A 21,670-nucleotide genomic window follows, 5' to 3' on the forward strand; every position below is an offset into this window, starting at 1 on the left:
GGATGAAAAAAATGAGTATAGAAATTATGCTGAGAAGCGATGAGCAAGAGCTGCAATATGATGCTGTTATCAGATTTGTCGATGTACAGGAGCTGGATGCCAGATCTGAAATTGTAGCAAGCCAGTTGGATGATGTGCTCAGAGAGAGCTATGCGAATAAACAATTTGAAGGCAAAACAGAGCAAATTATGTCTTTGCCAACGCTTGGCCTGCTGCCTGTAAAGCATGTCGTATATGCTGGAGTTGATCAAGAGGAAGGCGGGGACAGCTGGAGAAAATCTGCAGCGGCAGCAGCGAGGGCGCTTAAAAACATAAAAGCGAAGCGTGTCAAGGTCGTATTGCATGATAATCTTTTTTCCGCGGATGCTACGGCTGAAAGCAGCAGCAATGTAACTCAGGCTGTAACGGAAGGGATTATTTTGGCCTTGCATACGAGACAGCCGATTAAAAAATCGCCGGAGGATCGTTACATGCTGGAGACAGTCGTGCTTTCTCCCGAATGGGAGTCGGAGAACGACCCGACCTGGTATCATAAGCTGCGCCTCGATGCAGCTGTTGCAAGAGGGCAGATTATTGCTGAGGCGGTAGCGTATGCGCGGGATATTACGAATTTGCCAGGCAATCAGCTTACGCCTGAGCAGCTTGCGCTGGAAGCGGAAAAAATTGCGCAGGAGCATGAGCTTGATATTGAAGTGATAGACGAATGGGGAGCGGCAGAGCAGGGAATGGGCGGCTTGCTCGGCGTTGGCCAGGGCAGCATCCATCCGCCTCGCATGATTGTGCTTCACTATAACGGCGATCCTAACAGCGAGGAAGTATGGGGGTTGGTCGGCAAGGGCATTACCTTTGATACCGGCGGCATATCGTTAAAAACGGCCTCTGGCATGGAAGAGATGATTTCCGATATGGGGGGCGCCGCCGCAGTTCTAGGTGCAATTAAAGCAATCGCCAGGCTTCAATTTCCTGTCAATGCCGTTGTTGTTATTCCGGCCGCCGAAAATATGCCGTCCGACCGGGCGCTTAAGCCGGGCGATGTGCTGCGTACGTTAAGCGGCTATACGGTGGAGGTTGTGAATACAGATGCGGAAGGCAGGCTCGTGCTGGCAGACGGACTGACAGTGGCCATTCAGCGCGGCGCAACCCGGCTTGTTGACGTTGCGACATTAACCGGAGCAGTAATGGTTGCCCTCGGCTATGAAGCGACTGGCGCAGTTACAAATGACGAACAATTTTTGGTAGACGTCATTTCCGCTTCCAAACGTTCAGGAGAGCGTGTGTGGCCGCTGCCAGCCTACCCGGAGTATAAGAAATTAATAAAAAGCGATGCTGCGGATTTGAAAAATAGCGGAGGAAGATATGCCGGCACCATTACGGGCGGCTTGTTCATTGGGCATTTTGCTGAAAATCTGCCGTGGGTGCATCTCGATATTGGCGGCACTGCCTGGCTTGAAACGGCGCGCGGCTGGGAGCCGAAGGGAGCTACCGGCGTAATGGTGCGTACGCTCGTTGAGCTGCTGGCAAAGATTTGATCTCGATCTTGACGACCGAAGCGCTGATTTATTGTGCCCCAGCACGTATTTTGCTTAAATTACAAGAACAAAACTGGGAAGTATAATGTATAATCGCATCATTATTGGATTGGCAATGAATCTGAGCAAACTTATTGATGGAGGAAACGCAGCCCAAATAAGCATTGGCGTATTTCGCAAAATAAAGGGTGTTTCAATGTTTGGGAATTGTAACGAATGCCAGCAGCGCTATTATGCCAAAAAAGCATGTTTTAAATTTGTAACGAATCACAGCGTACTTATTCGCTATAAAACGCTGCCCATATGAGCATTTGTTCACAGATAGCGTCTCTACGATGCGTCAGAATTTCAAAAGGGACATTTTATGTGAAATAGTGTATTCAGGATTCGTTACAAAATGAACGGTTTACCGAGCTCCGCTCCAGGACTGTTATTCTTTGCAACCTTTAACGACAAGCTCAATAACATCATATAGATTTGCATCCGTTTAAAAGCCCTTCAGCCGAAGGGCTTTTTTAAATTAAGTTTTTTCTATAAACTTCTTCTTATCATTTATCGTAAACGCACCCTGTCCAAAGGACGGCGAAGCCGTTCATCCTTAGGTCAAAACTGCTACTTCTATGCGAAAAAGAGAATGGAAAAAGGGTGCTCCCAGTTATGAAAACAAAGAAAGTTGTCGATGCTAGCAAAAGGCTAAAACGTTATCATGTACATAAAATGGAAATGATATTGAAAAAATTGAAAAACGGATCGATTTTCGGCATTTATGAGATGGAATAAGGGGATTTTGCAGCTGATTGATGCTAGAAAGTGATGAAACCGATGCCAATAAGAGTATGGAAGCAAGCATCGTATTGTACTACAATAAAGAGAGATTATGCAATATCATTATGCATGATTTAATTATGAAATATTTATGAAGTATTTCATAGTGTTTTGGCGAAGATGCATGATTTTATTCGTCAAAGAAAATAATAGGATGGTTAAGAACAGAGAGGGTGGAATTTTCTGCAATGAGCTTCAATGAAGAGCGCAATCATTCGCCTTGGAAAAACTACTATGGTCCCAATCTTGGTTATGTGCAGGAGCAGTATGAGCTTTACCTGACCGATCCGTCTGCTGTTGAAGCATCGGTTCGAGAACTATTTGAGCTTTGGGGAGCACCGCCATCCATTACGTCTGCTGCTAAAGGCGCTGCTTCAAGCACGTCGGCACAGAACGCAAATCAAGCGGCAGCATCAGCTCCTTCAGTGAGCGGATCGCTAGACGCGAATATGTTGAAGAAGGTCGTTGCCGCACATCAGCTTATGCTGAACATACGCAGGTACGGCCATTTAGCTGCGGACATTAATCCGCTCGAGCTAAGCCCAACTGCGGATACCGGTTTGCTTGAACCTGAAACATTCGGTCTTACAGAAGAAGACTTGAGAGCAATGCCGGCATCTCTTATTTGGGATAACGCTCCAAGCGACTTGAATAATGGATGGGACGCGATAAAGCGTCTGAGAAAAATTTATACACGCTCAGCAGCCTATGAGTTTACTCATATTCATGATGAGCAAGAACGTACATGGCTTCATAAACAAGCGGAATCTGCGACATTCCCGGCTCCGCTTACGAATAGAGAAAGAGAAGCATTGCTTGAGCGCTTAATGCAAGTTGAGCAGTTCGAAAGCTTCATTCATCGCACCTTTGTTGGTCAAAAGCGATTCTCCATAGAAGGGGTCGACATGCTTGTCCCGGTTCTTGACGAGATCGTTCGCGCAGTTGCCCATGATGGCGCGCACCATATTCTGATCGGCATGGCTCACCGCGGACGCCTCAACGTGCTGACGCATGTTTTGGGCAAGCCGTATGAAAAAATATTTTCTGAATTCCATCATTCTCCTAACAAGGAGCTTGGGCCGTCCGAAGGCTCGATGGGCATTAACTACGGCTGGACTGGCGACGTGAAGTACCATCTTGGTGCTGACCGCGCTGTAAAAGAAGGCGAGACCGTTCGTACAAACGTTATTCTTGCTAATAATCCTAGCCATCTTGAATTTGTTAATCCGGTTGTTGAAGGCTTTACAAGAGCAGCGCAAGAGGATAGATCCTCTGCAGGCTTCCCGGTTCAGGATCCTAACGGCGCAGTAACGATCTGCGTGCATGGTGATGCTGCATTTATCGGTGAAGGCATCGTTGCCGAAACATTGAACTTCAACAAGCTGAACGGCTACCGCAATGGCGGAACGCTGCATATTATTGCTAATAACCGCCTAGGCTTTACAACTAACAGTGAAGATTCGCGTTCCACACACTATGCTTCTGACTTGGCTAAAGGCTTTGATATTCCGATTGTCCACGTTAACGCAGACGATCCGGAAGCATGTCTTGCTGCTGTCCGTTTGGCATGCGAATATCGCATTCGCTACAACAAGGGCTTCGTTATTGATTTGGTAGGCTATCGCAGATATGGCCATAATGAAATGGACGATCCGGATGTAACGCAGCCGCTAATGTATTCTAAAGTGCGTAATCATCCTACGGTGGCTACAATATACGGCGATAAGCTGTTAGCTCATAAGGCGCTGACAGAGGTTCAAGTGGAGCAGCTGCGCCAGCGTACTGCAGCTACATTGCAGGGAGCTTACGACAGCTTGAAGTCCAACGAAGGCAAGGCTGTGCCGCATCATGGCGAGGATGCAAGCTTCATCGTATCCGAGGATGTATCGACAGCAGTGCCGCTTGAGACGCTTCGCGAGCTGAATTTGGAGCTGCTTAATCGTCCGGAAGGCTTCACTGAATATCCGAAGCTGAAGCGTATTTTGCAGCGCAGAGCTTCTGCGCTTAACGACGGCGAAAAAGTAGAATGGGCGCATGCTGAAGCATTGGCCTTCGCATCGATTCTTGCGGATGGAACTCCGATTAGACTTAGCGGTCAGGATTCCGAACGAGGTACATTTGCTCATCGTCATGTTATGCTTAATGACTCCGTCAATGGCAAGAAATTTTCGCCAATGCATATACTGCCTCAAGCGAAAGCTTCGTTTGCTGTATACAACAGCCCGCTTTCAGAAACTGCGGTGCTTGGCTTTGAATATGGATACAATATTTTTGCGCCAGAAACTTTTGTAATCTGGGAAGCGCAATATGGTGATTTTGCGAACGTTGCACAAGTAATTTTCGACCAGTTTATCTCTGCTGGCCGTGCAAAATGGTCGCAAAAATCAGGTATTGTCGTCTTGCTTCCGCACGGCTACGAAGGCCAAGGGCCTGAGCACTCCAGCGCGCGTCTAGAGCGTTTCTTGCAGCTGTCAGCTGACAATAACTGGACAGTAGCGAACTTGACTACTGCTGCGCAATATTTCCATTTGCTGCGCAAGCAAGCCGCTATGCTTAAGAGCGAGAACGTTCGTCCGCTTGTACTTATGGCTCCAAAGAGCTTGATCCGCAACCCGCGCGTTGCTTCGCACGGCGTTGAGTTTAGTGAAGGCAGCTTCAAGCCGGTATTGCCGCAATTCAGCTTGACTGAATCGAAGGCTGCAAAAGATAAAGTAAAACGCCTGCTGCTTGGCACAGGTAAGATTACAGTTGATATTGACGAAGCGCTCGCTTCGCGCAGTGATGAGGATTTTGGCTGGCTGCGTGTAGCGCATGTTGAGCAATTATATCCGCTCCCGCATGCTGAACTCGATCGTATTATTAAGCAGTTTCCGAAGCTTGAAGAAATCGTTTGGGTACAGGAAGAGCCTAAAAATATGGGTTCATGGAGCTATATGGAGCCTCGTCTTCGCGCGCTTGTATCTGAGAAAATCCCGGTTCGCTATATCGGCCGTCCGGATCGTTCAAGTACAGCAAGCGGCCATCAAGAGGTTCATGCAGTAGAACAGCAGACGATTATTTCTTCCGCTTTGAATGGCCAGCCATTCGAATCGAATTTGGTTAGGGGGTAGACAGACATGGCAGATATTATTGTTCCAGAATTAGGTGAATCGATCTCGGAAGGCACGATTACAAAATGGTTTGTCAAAGAAGGCGATACCGTTAATCAAGGTGATGTGCTTCTTGAGCTTGAAACAGATAAAGTAAATATTGAAATCAGTGCTGACAGCAGCGGCGTTGTTGCCAGCATTGCTAAGCAAGACGGAGATGTTGTGCTTGTAGGTGAAGCAATCGGTACAATTGGTGCTGGTTCAGGTGCTGCTGCGCCTGCAACTCCAGCACCGGCGGCGGCACCGGCTTCAGCAGCTGAAACTGCAGCTCCGGCGGCAGTATCGGCCCCTGCAGCAGCACCAGTTGCTGCGCCTGTACAATCAACAGCAGCATCCGTTAATGCTACGCCAGCTGCCCGCAAGCTTGCTCGCGAGCAAGGCATTGATTTGAACCAGGTGCAAGGCAAGGATCAAATCGGCAGAATTTATCCGGATGATGTTCGTACACATGGTGTACAAGCACCGGCACCAGCGGCTTCAGCTTCTGCGCCTGCAGCTCCAGCAGCAGCTAGCGCAAGCAACGACGCCAAGCCAGTAGAGCGCAAGCGCATGTCGCGCCGCCGTGCAACAATTGCTAACCGACTAGTTGAGGCTCAGCGTACAGCAGCTATGCTTACTACTTTTAATGAAGTAGATATGACAGCTATTCTAGACCTGCGCAAGCGTCGCAAGCAAGCTTTCTTTGAAAAGAACGATGTAAATCTAGGATTTATGTCCTTCTTTACTAAAGCTGTAGTTGGTGCTTTGAAGCAGTTCCCACTTCTTAATGCAGAGATTGACGGAGAAGATATCGTAGTGAAGAAATTCTATGATATTGGTATTGCAGTATCTGCGAAGGAAGGCTTGGTTGTTCCAGTAGTACGTGATGCAGATCGTCTTGGATTTGCTGATATCGAACGTTCTATTGGAGAGCTTGCGAAGAAGGCTCGTGCTAATACGCTTGCACTAAGCGATTTGCAAGGCGGCAGCTTCACAATTACTAACGGTGGTGTATTTGGCTCATTGCTATCCACACCAATCCTGAACACTCCACAAGTGGGTATTCTGGGCATGCACAAAATTCAAGTTCGCCCTGTCGCTATTGATGATGAGCGTATGGAAAATCGTCCGATGATGTATATCGCATTGTCCTACGACCATCGTATCGTTGATGGCAGCGAAGCAGTTCGCTTCCTGGTAGCTGTGAAGGAAATGCTCGAGGATCCTGAGCAATTGCTTCTTCAAGGCTAATAAATAAATTTTAAAAGGACTGTCCGCATCATGGAGATGATGCAGACAGTCCTTTTTTAAATATAGGAAAGTATAAGTTTTCACCTTATACCTGTTCCTATATTTCAACGGTAAACGCGCCTCCTTCGTTTTAGCGAAGGGCGGCGGAGCTGTTTATCCTTGGTAATAATAAAGTATAACGCTCAGAACATTTACGGATCCGGCTAATTATGGCGTATGATGTCCAGGAAATGACTCAAATATGGCACGCTCTGCCGGCAAGGATTTGTTGGACGAGCGTACGCGTTTGTTCTCCTTGCGATACTGTTCAGGCGTTTTATTCGTATGCTGCTTGAACGCCCTGCTGAAGTGGGATGGATGCTTAAAGCCGACCTCATAGCCGATATCTGTGATCGGCATATCGTCTTCAATTAGCATCAGCTTGGCTTCATATATTCTGCGCTGCATTAAAAAATAAAAAATAGTCATTCCGGTAATTTCTTTAAATGTTTTGGCCAAATAGTACTTGCTCAGGTGAAGCTCAGACTGAATAAGCTCTAGAGTAAGCTCCTCTTGAAAGTTTTGCTCGATATAAGAAATAATGCGCTGCACATGCTCTTCGCGTGCTGAAGGGAATTCTGGAATATCCTGCAGGGGCTTTTGGCAGAGCTCATGAATAACAATCATCAAATCGAGCATTTGAGCTTGAAAGCGCTGCAAGGAATAATCGGTCTGCTCTTTATACAGCTTCAGCATACTGAGTAAGCGGGCTTCCATAGCAAGCTTCTCTTCACCACGCAGTTGCAAGCGTACATTATGAAGCTTTCGGAAAGGAATTAATAAATCTGGCGTATAAGACGGCTGAATAAATTTTTTGAAATAGTAGGGATCAAAATGAATCGTTGTACGATGATAGGCGGTATCCGGATCGACATGCGCTTTGTGCATCGTCATGCCATGCAATAGAAAAAGATCGCCTGGCTCCAGCACGTAAATACGATCATTAATAATATAATTCGCTTTACCGCCATGAAAGTAATAGATTTCATATTGAGAGTGAGTATGATAGTGCAAAACTGGATTATAATTCACAGAGCTTCCCATCGTAAAAGGAAAATGAGTCAATGAGTTAGACACCAAGATTCAGCCCCCCGTCTAAGTAGTTTAATTATACATCAACCAGAGTTAAATAAAAGAGATTATTAGAAAACGCCAATGAAGTTGAGTCCGCTTACACGTGATACGATAAACGTATACATTGTAAAATTATCGTGCTTAAAAGGAGAGATTGAAGCATGCAGAACGTTCGACTAGGCATCATTGGCGTTGGCAATATGGGCAAAGGACATATTAAATATTTGATAAAAGGCGAGGTATCCGGTGTAACTCTAGCAGCTGTCTGCGATGCCATTCCTGAAAATTTGAAGTGGGCCGAGCAAGAACTGGGCGAAGCAGTACTCAGATATACAGATCCTTATGAAATGATGGACAGCAAGGAAATTGATGCTGTGCTTATAGCAACACCTCATTATTCGCATCCGGAGCTGAGTATTGCTTGCTTTGAGCGCGGGTTGCATGTGCTGTGCGAAAAGCCTGCTGGCGTGTATACGAAGCAGGTGCGGGAAATGAATGAAGCTTGGGAGAAATCAAATGTAGTGTTCAGCATGATGTACAATCAGCGTACAAATCCTCTTTACCGCAAGCTAAAAGATATAATCGACAGCGGCGAGCTGGGTGAAATTAAGCGCACAAACTGGATTATTACGAACTGGTACAGATCGCAAAGCTATTATGATTCAGGAAGCTGGCGCGCAACCTGGGCCGGAGAAGGCGGCGGCGTGCTTCTCAATCAAGACCCGCATCAGCTTGATCTATGGCAATGGACGATCGGAATGATGCCTACTAGAGTAAGAGCCTTCTGTTATTTTGGCAAGCATCGCAATATCGAAGTAGAAGACGATGTTACCGCTTTTGTTGAGTACGAAAATGGCGCTACTGGCGTATTTGTTACAACGACTGGCGAAGCACCGGGCACGAACCGTTTTGAAATTTCTGGCGACCGAGGCAAAATTGTAATTGAAAACAACCAGCTTACATTCTGGCGCTTGCGTGAGCCTGAATCTGAATTCAATAAGCGATTTACTGGCAGCTTTGGAAGTCCGGAATGCTGGAAATGCGAGGTGCCGGTAGAAGGTGTAAATCCTGATCATAAAGGGATTACTCAAAACTTTGTTAATGCGATTTTGCATGGCGAGGCTTTAATTGCCCCTGGTGCAGAAGGTATAAAAGGGCTAATGATTTCCAATGCGATGCTGCTGTCGACATGGACAGACGGATGGGTGGATATGCCGATAGACGAGGAGCTTTATTACGACTATTTGCAGCAAAAAATAGCAGAATCCTCTAAAAAGAAAAAGGAGGCTATGGTATGAGCAAGGCGGATGGTATGAACTATGCACCGGAAGGGGCGGCTCGTAAAGTCGTTGAGCCAGGACAATTCAAGTTTGCAGCAATGCGGCTTGATCATGGCCATATCTATGGCATGAGCAATGGGCTTATTGAAGCCGGTGCTGAATTGAAGTGGGTTTATGATGCTGATCCGTCGAAGGTGGAAGCATTCAAGGCGAGATACCCGCAGGTAACGGTTGCTGAATCTGAGGAGCAGATTTTGCAGGATGACGAAATTCAGCTTGTTGCTGCTGCTGCTGTAACGAGCCAGCGCGGTCCGCTAGGCGTTAAAGTGATGAGAAGCGGCAAGCATTATTTTACAGATAAAGCACCTTTCACAACACTCGAGCAGCTCGAGGAAGCAAAAGCGGCTTATGCGGAAACCGGCAAGCGCTACATGGTTTACTACAGTGAACGGCTTCATGTAGAAAGCGCAGTATATGCGGGCAAGCTTATTGAGCAGGGCGTCATCGGGAGAGTTGTTCAAGTAATTGGCCTTGGTCCGCATCGGCTTAACGCTCCATCGCGCCCGGAGTGGTTTTTCGAGAAGGAAAAGTATGGCGGTATTTTATGCGATATCGGCTCGCACCAGCTGGAACAGTTCCTTACCTTTACGGGCAATACAGACGCTGTTATTACTGGCAGCAAAGTCGCTAACTATAATAATAAGCAGTATCCTGAGCTCGAGGATTTCGGAGATATAACAGTTGTGGGCAATAATGGAGCTACCGGCTATTTTCGCGTAGATTGGCTGACGCCAAACGGGCTTGGCACATGGGGCGATGGCCGCACCATTATTATGGGGACAGACGGTTATATCGAGCTTCGCAAGTATATTGATGTTGGCCGTGAGCAGCAAGGTGATCAGCTGTATCTTGTTACACATGAGGGCGAGCAGCATATCAGTCTGAGCGGTAAAGTGGGCTATCCATTCTTCGGTGAGATGATTCTGGATTTGATAAACGGTACGGACCATGCTATGACCCAGGAGCATGCGTTCAAGGCGGCTGAATTATCTCTAATTGCTCAAAAGCAAGCTGTACGTATAGAAGGCTAATATCTCTCAAGAGGAAGAGTTGACGGTGGATGCCGTTAGCTCTTTTTTTCCGCTCTGGCAAACCCTGATTTATGGAATGGGCACACATGCGATATAGCTGCATTTCTTGTACTTAGTTTTAATAAATTTTGCTTTTTTGTGAATCTAAGGGGAAAAACTACATCTAGTTTGGCACAATTCGTGAAATATAGGGTAATTCAGCGAAACTAGATACATGAAATCCATTTAGAATCGTTTGTTCAGCGAAAAAAGAGAATCTAGATGTACAAAATGTACTTAGTTAGATACAGAAGCGGTCGGCGCCTATTTTAGTTGGCACATTTCGCGACGATAAAAAGGGTTTTTCAGCAGCCCGAAATGCTGCATTTGGATTTAAGTGTTTCGATTGAAGTAGCCTTTTTTGGCAATAAAAAGACCGTCAGGATGTATCCTGACGGTCCGAACTCCGAACTCCGAACTCCGAACTCCGAACTCCGAACTCCGAACTCCGAACTCCGAACTCCGAACTCCGAACTCCGAACTCTGAAACTCCGAAACCTAACAATCGGTAAATCGGGTTTCTTATACTAGGACAAGTAAATAGCCTTGCCTGTTTTGGAGGATTCATAAATTGCTTCAAGAATTTGAGACACGACATAAGCTTGCTCTGGCGTAACGATTGGCTCACTGTCTTCATCGATCGCTTTAATCCAAAGCCTCATCTCGATATCGGCATCAGACTCGCTGGCACCAGCGTAGAAGGCCACACCGCCAGCTTTCAAATCAATTTCCTTTGTATATAAGCGGCTATGCTCTTCGCCATTAATACGCAGTCCGCCGCGCATATCTGCTCCGCCTTCTGTACCGGACAGCGAGCATTTCGCTTCATCCACCTCAAGCGAATTAAGCGCCCAGCTGGATTCCAACATAATTGTCGCTCCGTTTTCCATTTGAATCATCGCGAATGCAGAGTCTTCTACTGTGAATTTGCTAGGGTCCCAAGGGCCCCAGGCATTGGCAGCATTCTCACGCTGTGAAAGCTTATGATGGGCTTTGCCAAGCACAACCTTCGGCTTATAATTATCCATCATCCAAAGCGTAAGATCAAGCGCATGCGTACCGATATCGATAAGCGGTCCGCCGCCTTGCTTCTCTTCGTCCAGAAATACGCCCCAGGTAGGTACAGCGCGGCGTCTGATTGCATGGGCTTTTGCAAAATAAATTTCGCCAAGCTCGCCACTATTGCAAATTTCTTTAAGGTGAAGGCTGTCTGGTCTGTAGCGGTTGTTGTAGCCTACGGTCAATTTTTTGCCTGTTCGCTTGGCAGTTTCCATCATGCGCTTGGCATCCTCTGCCGTCTTAGCCATAGGCTTCTCGCTCATCACATGCTTGCCAGCCTCAAGCGCAGCAATGGAAATATCAGCATGGGAATCATTAGGCGTACATACATGAACGATATCAATTGAAGAGTCCTTAAGCACTTCTTTGTAATCTGTATATACGCTGGCACCTTCAGCGCCATATTTGGCAGCAGCTGCTTCAGCACGTTCTTCAACGATATCGCAAAATGCAACCATCTGAACATTACTAAGCTTGCTCAAGCTTGGCATATGCTTGCCATTAGCTATGCCTCCGCAGCCGATAATAGCAACACGATATATTTTGGACATAGTATGACCTCCAATTAATTGTTTTTAAAAATATAGGAAAGTATAAGTTTTCACCTTATACTTGTTCCTATATTTCATCGGTAAACGCGCCTCCTTCGTTCAATTGCAGGACGGCGGAGCCGTTTATCCTTGGCTGATTTTCTAACCGGTATTGCGCCGGTGTAATGCCATATTTTTGTTTGAAAACAGAATGCAAATAGTTGCCGCTGGAAAATCCGCATTGAAGGGCGATGGCTTCGATGGAAGCATCGCTGGCCAACAGCTGCTTGCATACAGCGGATAAACGGATAACCTCTACAATTTGGCTGAAGGATTGCGTCGGCTCCATCTCTTTTAACAGCCGTTGCAGCTGTCTTGTGCTTAAGCGAAGATTTTGCGCAACGTCGTCGATCGATATTTGCTGAGCATAATTAGTACGAATATATTCGATTGCCAGCTTATAGCGATATTGCTTCATATTGCGGGTAGGAATAGAAAGTAAATCCTCTTCAGGCTTCTCATATGCTCTAACAGAGCGCAGCAATATTTGAATAATTGCCTGTTTTATCGTAGTGTAGCTGCCAATATAACTGTGCTGTGCGGCACGGTAAGCTTCAACGAAGCAGCTCATTGCCATATATTTGTCCATAGCGGGCTGCGTGGGGAGCGATTGAAGCTTCTCGATACAGTTAACTGCCTCAAGCTCTTCCCAATCGCTGCTGCGGCTGATTGGCTCTGAGCTTTGCTTGCTGGCGGGACGCTTAACAATATCAATATGGAGGCATAGCTCTTCCATCGGCTCGCGCATGTCGGCTTCCTGATAATGCAGCACATTGGGACCGGTCAAGTAAAACATGCCGGGGCCAAGCGGATACTGCGTATCTTCTAGGATGACGGTGCCTTTTCCGCCTGGTATAAAATGAAATTCATACTCTGCATGCATGTGAAAATTAATAATTTTGCCGGGACTAAACTGAACCAGATGACAGTGGAGCACCCTAATATCATACGGGCCCCAATGAAAGGTCAAATCCAGCCGTTCCAGCGCATCCATGCGCTCGTACATTTCCTTGTATTGAAAAAGACTCATGCTATAGCGCCTCCATTGCTATATTGCCGCATTAAGACTTTAGTTCCGCAATTGCCACTGCACGCTGCTCTCTCGCGGAGATTATAGCTGCTTCCATCAATTTGGTCAAGTCTACGGCGAGAGCGATGTTATGCTCTGCTTCCGTATCATTTTCTATGTGCTGCACCCACTGAGAAAAGGCGTTTTCTCTTTTTTTCGGTAGAGGCAGCTCTGTCCACTGCTCTTGCCAGCTCCCGCCTTCTGCTGAGCTGCGCAGAAGCAGCTTGTCATCAGATTGATTATAGAGAAGAGTGCCCTTGGTGCCATGCACTTCAATCACAAATGGAGAGTGGTCATTGACAAAGCCTGCTTCAACAATGCCAAGCGCACCTGATCTGCCTTGCAGCAGTGCGACAGCATTATCCTCGACCTCTTTGCCGCTTACATAGCCGAATTGTGCAGTTACCGATAATGGCAGCTCGTTCATAAATAACCTTGTTAAATACATGGGATGACAGCCTAGGTCAATCAAAGCGCCGCCGCCGCATTGCTGCAAATTGAAGAAATGCTCTGGCAGCCAGCCGGCTGTTGCACCATTATGCGAAAGCCTGCTTCTAACCTGTGTTATTTGACCAAGCAATTGCTGCTCAAGCACCTGCTCAATCGCAAGTGTATAGCTGTCATTAAGCCTTGGCAAAGAAACGGTCAATTTTACTTTATTGTCTTTTACATGCTGCAAAATCTGATTAACTTCCTGTAAGGTCGGTGCAATAACTTTTTCTGTGAAAATATGCTTGCCGGCTTTGGCGGCTGCGATCATAACCTCTGCATGCATAGAGGTTGGAGCGTCTACGATGACAGCATCAATCTGATCGCTGCTAAGCATTTCATCAAGCGACTCATAAAAAGCGACGCCCAATTTGCCGGCTGCTTCCCGTCCGCGTTCAGGCAGCTCGTCCCAGACGGCAGTAATCTCCGTTCCTGGATGATGCAATGCCTCATTCGTGTACTCCCATGCATGAACATGCCAATAACTAATTTTTCCTATCCGAATCACGACGATAAGCCTCCTTCTGACAGGTGTCAGTTGAACTATAATATAATGACATCACATACAATGTATCATAGTTCTTTACTCATTTTAACTGCAATATGACGACTATTATTATACAATATTACGACATTTTCTTGCGATACTCTCTGGGAGATAGCTGTGTTACGCGCTTGAAGCTTTTGCCGAAGTGTGAAAAGTTGTCAAACCCGGTCTGGATGGCAATATCAGATATACTTTTAGCCGTTTCCTGCAAAAGCCGCTGTGCTTCTTTAATTCTGGTTAATACGATATAGTCTGAAAAAGCAAAGCCGGTCACGGCCTTGAACATCCGGCTCAAATAGTGGGGACTTATAAAATATTGCTGTGCCAGATCATTCAAACGCAGAGGTTCGGAAAAATGGTGATTAATATGACGTACGATCTCAAATATTTTGCCATGAATAGCCGTTTCCGATTGCGCAGGCACGAGCAGTGAATCTTGCAAATTACGCGCTGTCGTAACGAGCAGCTCCTGTACAGCCAGCTTGGCGATGAGCTCAAAGCCGGGCTCCCTTTGCCCGATTTCATGAATCATTTTGCGAATAAGCTGATCGATTGCAAGCTGCTGCTGGTAGGGCAGGCGAAGCACAAAGCCATGGCGGTTAAAAGGTCGCAGCATAAGCTCCTGCAGCGGCTGCGATAGCGAACCGCTAATCGCTTCGTTGAAGTGGATAATAGTTCTTTCATGCGCAGCTGACGTAGCTTGAAGCGTCTTGTGCAGAACCTGCTTGTTTATAAATACAAGATCACCTTGTTCGACTGGATAGGTTTGATCGTGAATAAAGTAAAGCCGATTGCCCGCATGCAAATAATAGATTTCATAGTAGCGATGATAATGCTCGTCGGTCATTGTAAACGGGCCGGAACGCTTCGCATTTTCTACAAAAAGCTCATAAGGGCTGCCATATCTGACATATTGAATTGCAGTATGCATATTATTGTTCCCTTCTTTTGAAGTGAATGACAAGAAAAGCGGGGTTTTCGGAAAAGATAGCATGATATGACAAGAATTATATCATTTGTATGCGGTATGATGAAGTGGATTAAGAAATAATGGTTAAATGAACAAGGGGGAAGAGTAATGGCTAAAAAACGTTATGTTTTAGTTGGCAGCGGCGGACGCGCCGAATTTTTTTATGGAGCTATAGCAACTGAATTTCAAGAAACTTCTGAACTGTTAGCATTTTGTGATATAAACCAGACAAGAATGGATTATGCTAATCAAATCTTACAGCAAAAATATAATTATCATATTGTAAATACTTATAAATCAGATGAATTCGATCGCATGATTGAAGTTGAAAAGCCGGATGCAGTTATTGTAACCAGCATGGATAGAACACATCATACGTACATCATTCGTGCGATGGAGCTGGGCTGCGATGTCATTACCGAGAAGCCAATGACGGTCGATGACGAGAAATGCCAGGATATATTGGATGCCGTTGAGCGTACGGGGCGCAATGTGCGTGTAACCTTTAATTACCGCTATGCGCCGCATCATACGAAAGCAAGGGAGCTGATTGAGAAGGGGACGATCGGCAAGGTTACTTCCGTACATTTTGAATGGCTATTGAATACGGAGCATGGAGCTGATTATTTCCGCAGATGGCATCGTAACAAACGCAATAGCGGCGGCTTGCTCGTTCATAAATCTACGCATCATTTTGATCTGGTCAATTTTTGGATCGGTTCGCAGCCGGAATCGGTTTTTGCTTATGGAGACTTATTATTTTATGGCAGAGAAAATGCAGAGGAGCGGGGAGTTACGGCATTTTATGACCGGGCAACAGGCAACCCGATTGCCGAGACGGATCCATTTGCGCTTCATTTGGATAAAAATGAGCATTTGAAAGCCATGTATTATGATGCGGAGCATGAAGACGGCTATCGCCGCGACCAAAGTGTGTTCGGCGACGGCATTAATATTGAGGATACGATGGGTGTTCTTGTAAAATATAAAAATAAAGCGATACTCACTTATTCCTTGAACGCTTATTTGCCATGGGAAGGCTATCGCATCGCATTTAACGGCACGAAAGGGCGTCTCGAAATGAATATCATAGAAAAATCCTATGTTAATTCGGGAGGCGACAAGGCTCTTGAGGGAGCATTAACAAGCAAAACAATGACAGTGTACCCAATGTTTGCAGCGCCTTACGAAGTAGAGGTGGAGGAAGGCGTAGGCGGACATGGCGGAGGGGATCCTGTGCTGCTCAATGATTTGTTCGGCAAGCCGGCAGAGGACCGCTTCAATCGCGCTGCAAATCACGTGGACGGCGCCCGCTCTATATTGACTGGCATTGCCGCCAACCGCTCTATTCAGACGGGCAGAGAAGTGCGCATCGATGACCTTGTGAAATTTTACAACTAAAAAACGCAAGGAGGATTATGTTATGAAGCCGTTTATGGATGAAAATTTTTTATTGTCAAATGATGTTGCAGTGCAGCTTTATCATCAATACGCAAAAGATATGCCTATTATTGATTATCACTGCCATTTAAGCCCGCAGCAAATATATGAGAATGCCAGCTTTTCAAATCTTACGGAGGCATGGCTGTATGGCGATCACTACAAATGGCGAGCTATGCGCGCTAACGGCGCAGAAGAAAGGTTTGTAACAGGCGGAGAAGGCGTTACCGATTATGATCGCTTTCTTGCCTGGGCCAAGACTGTTCCTCAAACACTCGGCAATCCGCTTTATCATTGGTCTCATCTGGAGCTGCAGCGTTTTTTTGGCATATACGAGCTTATTAATGAAAAGAATGCGCCTGCGATATGGGAGCAGGTTAACGCAAAGCTTGCTACAGGAAATTTCAAAGCCCGCGATTTGATTAAAATGTCCGGTGTGGAAGTGATATGCACGACGGATGATCCGATAGATTCATTAGAATATCATATGGCTATAAAAAAGCTTGATGATTTTGACGTATTGGTGCTGCCTTCCTTCCGGCCGGACAAAGCGCTAGAAATTAATGCGCCGATATTCCGTGAATGGGTGGGTAAGCTATCTGCTGTCTCTAGCCAAGAGATTAGCAGCTACGATGAGCTGCTAGGTGCGCTTGAGGCACGTATCCGCTTTTTCCATGAGGTAGGCTGTAAAGTATCTGATCATGCTCTCGACTATGTTGCTTATGCCGATACGACAAAGGAAGAGGCAGCTGCAATATTTGCCAAAGCGCTTCAGGGGAATAAGGTAACGCTGGAGGAAGAGAAAAAGTACAAAACGTACACGTTCCTGTTTATGGGCCGCTTATATGCCGAGCTGGGCTGGGTTATGCAGCTTCATATCAATGCTTCCAGAAGCAACAATACGAGAATGCTTGCAGCGCTTGGTCCAGATACCGGCTTTGATTCGATCCATGACAATGCGCTCTCTTATCCGCTGGCGCGCTTGCTTGATAAGCTAGAGCAGGATAGCGCTCTTGCCAAGACGATTGTGTATTCATTAAATGCTAAAGATAACGACGTGCTAGCTTCATTAATTGGCAGCTTTCAAGGCGGCGGCGTAGCCGGTAAGATGCAGTTGGGCTCAGCGTGGTGGTTCAATGACACAAAGCTTGGCATGATTGAGCAGATGAATTCGCTTGCCAATATCGGCTTGCTTAGCCGCTTCGTCGGCATGCTGACGGATTCGCGCAGCTTCCTCTCTTATACGAGACATGAATATTTCCGCCGTATATTGTGCAATTTGCTGGGGGAATGGGTGGAAAATGGCGAAGCCCCATATGATATAGAGCTGCTCGGGGAGATGGTTCAAAACATTTCGTATCGCAACGCCAAACAATATTTTGATTTCTAAGGATAAACGGCTTTGTAAGTTAAACAACGCTTTGCCGCATGCAGGAGCATGCTGGCAAGCGTTGTTTTTTATTAAGAAAGTATAAGTTTTTGTAGCCTTATATCTGTTCTTATATTTCAGCGGTAAACGCGCCTGTCCAAAGGACGGCGGAGCCGCTTATCCTTGTTGAGCAGCCATCGTGTACAGCTTGCCGAAAGCGAGCTCAAGCACGAGCAGCATTTCGTCAATATGCTCTCGGTTTACGATTAACGGAGGCGAGAGACGTATCGTTGCAGGGTTGGGCGAATTAATAATAAGGCCGTTTTCCATGCAGCTGGAGACGAGCTTGCCAGCATCGCCATGCGGTACATCAAAGGCGAGCAGCAGACCTTTTCCACGTACAGAAGAAATTGGATAGCGCGTGGCCAGCTCGCCGAGGGCTTGCTGCAAATATTGGCCTTGAACCGCAGCGTTGTGAGCCCAATTGTTCTCAAGCAGCTCGTTAAGAACGGCTTCGCCTACTGCGCAGGCGAGCGGAGAGCCGCAATAGGTGCCGCCTTGCTCGCCAGCTTCAAAAAGATCGTATTTGCTCATTGTAAGCATAGCCGACAGCGGAAAGCCTGCTCCTATTCCTTTTCCTAATGTTATAATATCAGGCTTAATCTCGTAGTGCTTGTGAGCAAACAGTTTTCCTGTTCTCCCCATACCCGTTTGAATTTCATCGAATATAAGCAAAATGCCGTACGCATCACATATTTTACGCAGTCCATATACAAAGGCTTCACTTAACACATGAACACCGCCTTCGCCTTGAACAAGCTCTACCATGATAGCGCAGGTTTCGTTATTGACTGCCGCAAAGCATGCGTCAAGATTATTGGCCTCTACATGCTTGAAACCATCTACCTTGGGTGCAAAAAGCTGCTGCCAGTGCGCTTTGCCTGTAGCAGACATCGTTGCCAGCGTCCTGCCATGGAAGCTGTTGGTAAGCGTAATAATGTCGCTTGCCCCGTTCAAATGAACAGCGCCATGCTTGCGCGCCAGCTTTATGGCACTTTCGTTCGCCTCTGCGCCGCTGGAAGCGAAAAAAACTTTATCCATTCCACTTGCTTTAGTAAGCGCGGCAGCATAGCTGAGCAGCGGTTCGGTGTAAAAGGCTGGACTTGCATGAATCAGCATATCCGCTTGCGAGATGAGCGCATGCGACACAGCGTCCGGACTATGGCCAAGGCTGTTGACGGCCCAGCCCCCTGAAAAATCGAGATAGCGCTTATCGTTTGTATCCCAAATATACATGCCTTTTCCTTTTTGCATCGTAACAGAAGGGCGCTCTGTTATATAGAGCAGATTGGACTTTTTTTGCAACTCATTCATTAGATCACCTTCAAATCATCATTTTATCGTATAGGAACACTAAATATATTTATTCAAGGAATTGTATAAATATACAATAAAACTAATAAAAATTCAATGGGCACAAATAAAAATCCTCTCATGCAGCGATTGCAGCGTAAGAGGAGTATAGGAAAGTTATTTAAATTCACCATAATATATGTGCTGATTATGATCGTTGTGGAGTAATAGCTGATATTAGGAAGAAGTTATTCATTAGGCCGCATTATACAGCAATTCGTTTAATGGTTATATAAGGCGTGAAATTTTCTTGTGCGATTGGTTTATGAGGAGAGTTGCAGTAATCAAAGTTAGGGCATTTTCTATAGTTGACGAGCGCATCGTCAAGCTCCTGACTGGCTGCCAGAACATGCGGATTAGTAAATGATTCGTACTCGTCGTAAGTAAGCTCCATTATTTCTCTCAACTTTTCTATCATTTCTTTGCAGGCGCATTGTTTCATAACGTTACCTCCTATTGACCATAAATCCTGTCCACTCTAGTTTACAACAAATAGAGAATTTTGGCGATATGTGGAAAGTGTTGTTTGAAAATTTGTAAAAAATTATGAAAAAAAGATAGCAATCTATGATGAGAGTCGATTACACGCAACTTAAATAGTATCACTATTAATTTAGGTAAGTAAATAATTCGGAGTAAGTTAAACGCATGTAAATATTTACAATTTGGTTAATGTTCAGCTAAAAGTTCGAAAGGTACTTTTAAAGTTCGAAAATGTATGTTATGGTATTTTACGAACAATAACAAACGTGGAGCAGCATTCCAAGCGAACAGCTCTCATACATTTTAAGGAGGATTTTATCCATGGAAATTCGTCATACTACTAACCCAACTGATGTAAAGCTTTATGATACTGAGCGCCTGCGCAGTGAATTTTTGATCGAAAGCGTATTTGTAGAGGACCAATTGAAAATGACTTACACGCACTATGACCGTATGGTTGTAGGCGGAGCACTTCCTGTCAATAAAGCGATCGAGCTTGATGCAGGCGATGCACTAAGAACAGAATACTTCCTTGAGCGCCGTGAAATCGGATTTTTGAACATCGGCGGTCCAGCTACTATTACTGTAGAGGGCGAAGCGTATGATTTGGATCGTCTTGAAGTTCTTTATGTAGGTAAAGGCAAGCGTCAGGTTACCCTTGCAAGCAAGGACAAATCCAATCCAGCGAAGCTTTACTTCTGTTCCGCTCTTGCGCATAAAGAAATCGAAACTCGTAAAATGACGATGGAAGAAGCTAACCCGACTCATCTGGGTTCCCAAGAAACTTCCAATGAGCGCATTTTGTACAAATATATTCATGCAGACGGAATTCAAAGCTGCCAGCTGATGCTTGGCGTTACAAGCCTGCAAACTGGAAGCGTTTGGAACACAATGCCTTCCCATGTTCACGACCGCCGTATGGAAGCTTATTTGTACTTTGACATGAAAGAAGATACTCGCGTATTCCATATGATGGGCGAGCCTTCACAAACAAGACATTTGGTTGTAGCGAATGAGCAAGCGATTATTTCGCCTCCATGGTCCATTCACTCTGGTGTAGGCACTAGCAACTATACGTTCTGCTGGTCCATGGCTGGGGAAAATTATACATTTACGGATATGGATGTAGTACAAGCAAGCGAATTGAAGTAATATATGTATAAAAGAAGCCTGGTTTGAGGAGGAGCAAGATGCTTGCTGCAGAACGTCACCGAAAAATTATAGAGAAGCTTGAAAGGCACGGTGCAGTCAAAGTATCCGAGCTCAGCAACCAGTTTCAAGTTACGGAAAAAACAATTCGTGAAGATTTGGAAAAGCTTGAGGAGAAAGGCTTGCTCAAGCGGACCCATGGCGGTGCTGTACTAGATCAAGGGGGAGAAGACAGCATTCTCCCTCTGCAATTTCCGAATAGTCGAAAAAGCCAGGAGAAGTCTGCTATAGCTGCTCTGGCTTTGTCCTGCATTGCGGACAACGACATTATTGCACTTGATGCTGGAAGCTCGACACTTGAACTGGCAAAGCTGTTGCCCAATGCGCCAATAACGGTGCTGACGAATGATTTGCTTATTATTCGCGAGCTGGCTATGAAGGACCAGGTAAGGCTTGTTGTGCCGGGCGGCTACAGGCAAAATAATTTGCTTATTGGCGAGGAATCTTTGGAATGGATATCCAAGCTGAATGTGCATAAGGTGTTTTTGTCTACAACAGGCATACATCTTGAATATGGCTTGACCATTTTTACTGAGAAATTAATGAAATTGAAACAGCTTTATATTCAAAACGCCAAGCAGGTATACTGCCTGGCTGATCATAGCAAATTCGATAAAGGCGCGCTTATTACGTATGCTGAGCTTGCTGCTATCGATACGATTATAACGGATGAAGATATCGAACCTGAAGTTGCAGCGAAATATGAAGCGAGTGGAGTAAAGCTGATGCTGGCTCCGCTGCAGGCAAACGGAAGGCGACATAAAGGAAGGTCGTGA

18 protein-coding genes are annotated in these 21,670 nt (G+C 45.8%); 11 read left to right on the plus strand and 7 right to left on the minus strand.

All coding sequences use genetic code 11. The features are described 5' to 3' along the window. Window positions 1-11 precede the first annotated feature (11 nt). From ACRRU2_RS10965 to odhB, 5 genes are all read left to right on the plus strand, one after another. The gene (locus tag ACRRU2_RS10965) at window positions 12-1,529 is read left to right on the plus strand and encodes a leucyl aminopeptidase (RefSeq protein ID WP_331697199.1); all 1,518 of its coding nucleotides are present in this window, start codon (window positions 12-14) and stop codon (window positions 1,527-1,529) included. Between the two features lie 657 nt (window positions 1,530-2,186). Next, entirely contained in the window at window positions 2,187-2,309 is a 123-nt protein-coding gene (locus ACRRU2_RS10970) for a hypothetical protein (protein ID WP_331697198.1), read from the plus strand. A gap of 17 nt (window positions 2,310-2,326) precedes the next feature. Next, window positions 2,327-2,449, plus strand: a complete 123-nt coding sequence (locus tag ACRRU2_RS10975; protein ID WP_331697197.1) for a hypothetical protein — start codon at window positions 2,327-2,329, stop codon at window positions 2,447-2,449. Between the two features lie 93 nt (window positions 2,450-2,542). After that, the gene (locus tag ACRRU2_RS10980; RefSeq protein ID WP_432501526.1) at window positions 2,543-5,464 is read left to right on the plus strand and encodes a 2-oxoglutarate dehydrogenase E1 component; all 2,922 of its coding nucleotides are present in this window, start codon (window positions 2,543-2,545) and stop codon (window positions 5,462-5,464) included. A gap of 6 nt (window positions 5,465-5,470) precedes the next feature. Beyond that, window positions 5,471-6,733, plus strand: a complete 1,263-nt coding sequence (gene odhB, locus ACRRU2_RS10985; RefSeq protein ID WP_432501529.1) for a 2-oxoglutarate dehydrogenase complex dihydrolipoyllysine-residue succinyltransferase — start codon at window positions 5,471-5,473, stop codon at window positions 6,731-6,733. A gap of 207 nt (window positions 6,734-6,940) precedes the next feature. Here odhB and ACRRU2_RS10990 read toward each other — a convergent pair whose 3' ends face one another. Beyond that, the gene (locus ACRRU2_RS10990) at window positions 6,941-7,849 is read right to left on the minus strand and encodes an AraC family transcriptional regulator (RefSeq protein WP_432501531.1); all 909 of its coding nucleotides are present in this window, start codon (window positions 7,847-7,849) and stop codon (window positions 6,941-6,943) included. A gap of 158 nt (window positions 7,850-8,007) precedes the next feature. On the opposite strand from ACRRU2_RS10990, the gene ACRRU2_RS10995 reads away from it, so the two are divergent. Together ACRRU2_RS10995 and ACRRU2_RS11000 are read left to right on the plus strand one after the other, a co-directional pair. Continuing rightward, a complete protein-coding gene (locus tag ACRRU2_RS10995; RefSeq protein WP_432501534.1) occupies window positions 8,008-9,144 on the plus strand; it encodes a Gfo/Idh/MocA family protein in 1,137 nt (378 codons plus the stop codon). Beyond that, on the plus strand, window positions 9,141-10,217 hold the full coding sequence (locus tag ACRRU2_RS11000) for a Gfo/Idh/MocA family protein (RefSeq protein ID WP_432501536.1): 1,077 nt from the start codon (window positions 9,141-9,143) through the stop codon (window positions 10,215-10,217). The genes ACRRU2_RS10995 and ACRRU2_RS11000 overlap by 4 nt, the downstream gene beginning before the upstream one ends. 566 nt (window positions 10,218-10,783) lie before the next feature. Here the strand turns inward: ACRRU2_RS11000 and ACRRU2_RS11005 are convergent. From ACRRU2_RS11005 to ACRRU2_RS11020, 4 genes are all read right to left on the minus strand, one after another. After that, window positions 10,784-11,866: a Gfo/Idh/MocA family protein gene (locus tag ACRRU2_RS11005; RefSeq protein WP_331697191.1), complete on the minus strand. Its 1,083-nt coding sequence runs from the start codon at window positions 11,864-11,866 to the stop codon at window positions 10,784-10,786. A 67-nt stretch (window positions 11,867-11,933) separates the two neighbouring features. Further along, entirely contained in the window at window positions 11,934-12,935 is a 1,002-nt protein-coding gene (locus tag ACRRU2_RS11010) for an AraC family transcriptional regulator (protein WP_432501540.1), read from the minus strand. A gap of 31 nt (window positions 12,936-12,966) precedes the next feature. Continuing rightward, entirely contained in the window at window positions 12,967-13,971 is a 1,005-nt protein-coding gene (locus ACRRU2_RS11015; protein WP_331697189.1) for a Gfo/Idh/MocA family protein, read from the minus strand. Between the two features lie 118 nt (window positions 13,972-14,089). Then, a complete protein-coding gene (locus ACRRU2_RS11020) occupies window positions 14,090-14,941 on the minus strand; it encodes a helix-turn-helix domain-containing protein (RefSeq protein WP_432501542.1) in 852 nt (283 codons plus the stop codon). Window positions 14,942-15,088: 147 nt separating this feature from the next. On the opposite strand from ACRRU2_RS11020, the gene ACRRU2_RS11025 reads away from it, so the two are divergent. Next, complete coding sequence (locus tag ACRRU2_RS11025) at window positions 15,089-16,381, plus strand: Gfo/Idh/MocA family protein (protein WP_331697187.1); 1,293 nt, start codon at window positions 15,089-15,091, stop codon at window positions 16,379-16,381. Window positions 16,382-16,403: 22 nt separating this feature from the next. Next, a complete protein-coding gene (gene uxaC / locus ACRRU2_RS11030) occupies window positions 16,404-17,810 on the plus strand; it encodes a glucuronate isomerase (RefSeq protein ID WP_331697186.1) in 1,407 nt (468 codons plus the stop codon). A gap of 156 nt (window positions 17,811-17,966) precedes the next feature. Here the strand turns inward: uxaC and ACRRU2_RS11035 are convergent, their stop codons facing one another. Next, window positions 17,967-19,163 (minus strand): aspartate aminotransferase family protein, encoded by a 1,197-nt coding sequence (locus ACRRU2_RS11035; RefSeq protein ID WP_432501547.1) that lies wholly within the window; start codon window positions 19,161-19,163, stop codon window positions 17,967-17,969. 244 nt (window positions 19,164-19,407) lie between these two features. After that, entirely contained in the window at window positions 19,408-19,644 is a 237-nt protein-coding gene (locus tag ACRRU2_RS11040; protein WP_331697184.1) for an aspartyl-phosphate phosphatase Spo0E family protein, read from the minus strand. Window positions 19,645-20,006: 362 nt separating this feature from the next. Here ACRRU2_RS11040 and kduI point away from each other — a divergent pair, with 362 nt between their 5' ends. After that, complete coding sequence (kduI, locus tag ACRRU2_RS11045) at window positions 20,007-20,837, plus strand: 5-dehydro-4-deoxy-D-glucuronate isomerase (RefSeq protein WP_331697183.1); 831 nt, start codon at window positions 20,007-20,009, stop codon at window positions 20,835-20,837. Between the two features lie 38 nt (window positions 20,838-20,875). Continuing rightward, a complete protein-coding gene (locus ACRRU2_RS11050) occupies window positions 20,876-21,670 on the plus strand; it encodes a DeoR/GlpR family DNA-binding transcription regulator (protein WP_331697182.1) in 795 nt (264 codons plus the stop codon).

The organism is Paenibacillus sp. GXUN7292 (assembly GCF_050864975.1).
In the GTDB taxonomy this organism is placed as follows: domain Bacteria; phylum Bacillota; class Bacilli; order Paenibacillales; family Paenibacillaceae; genus Pristimantibacillus.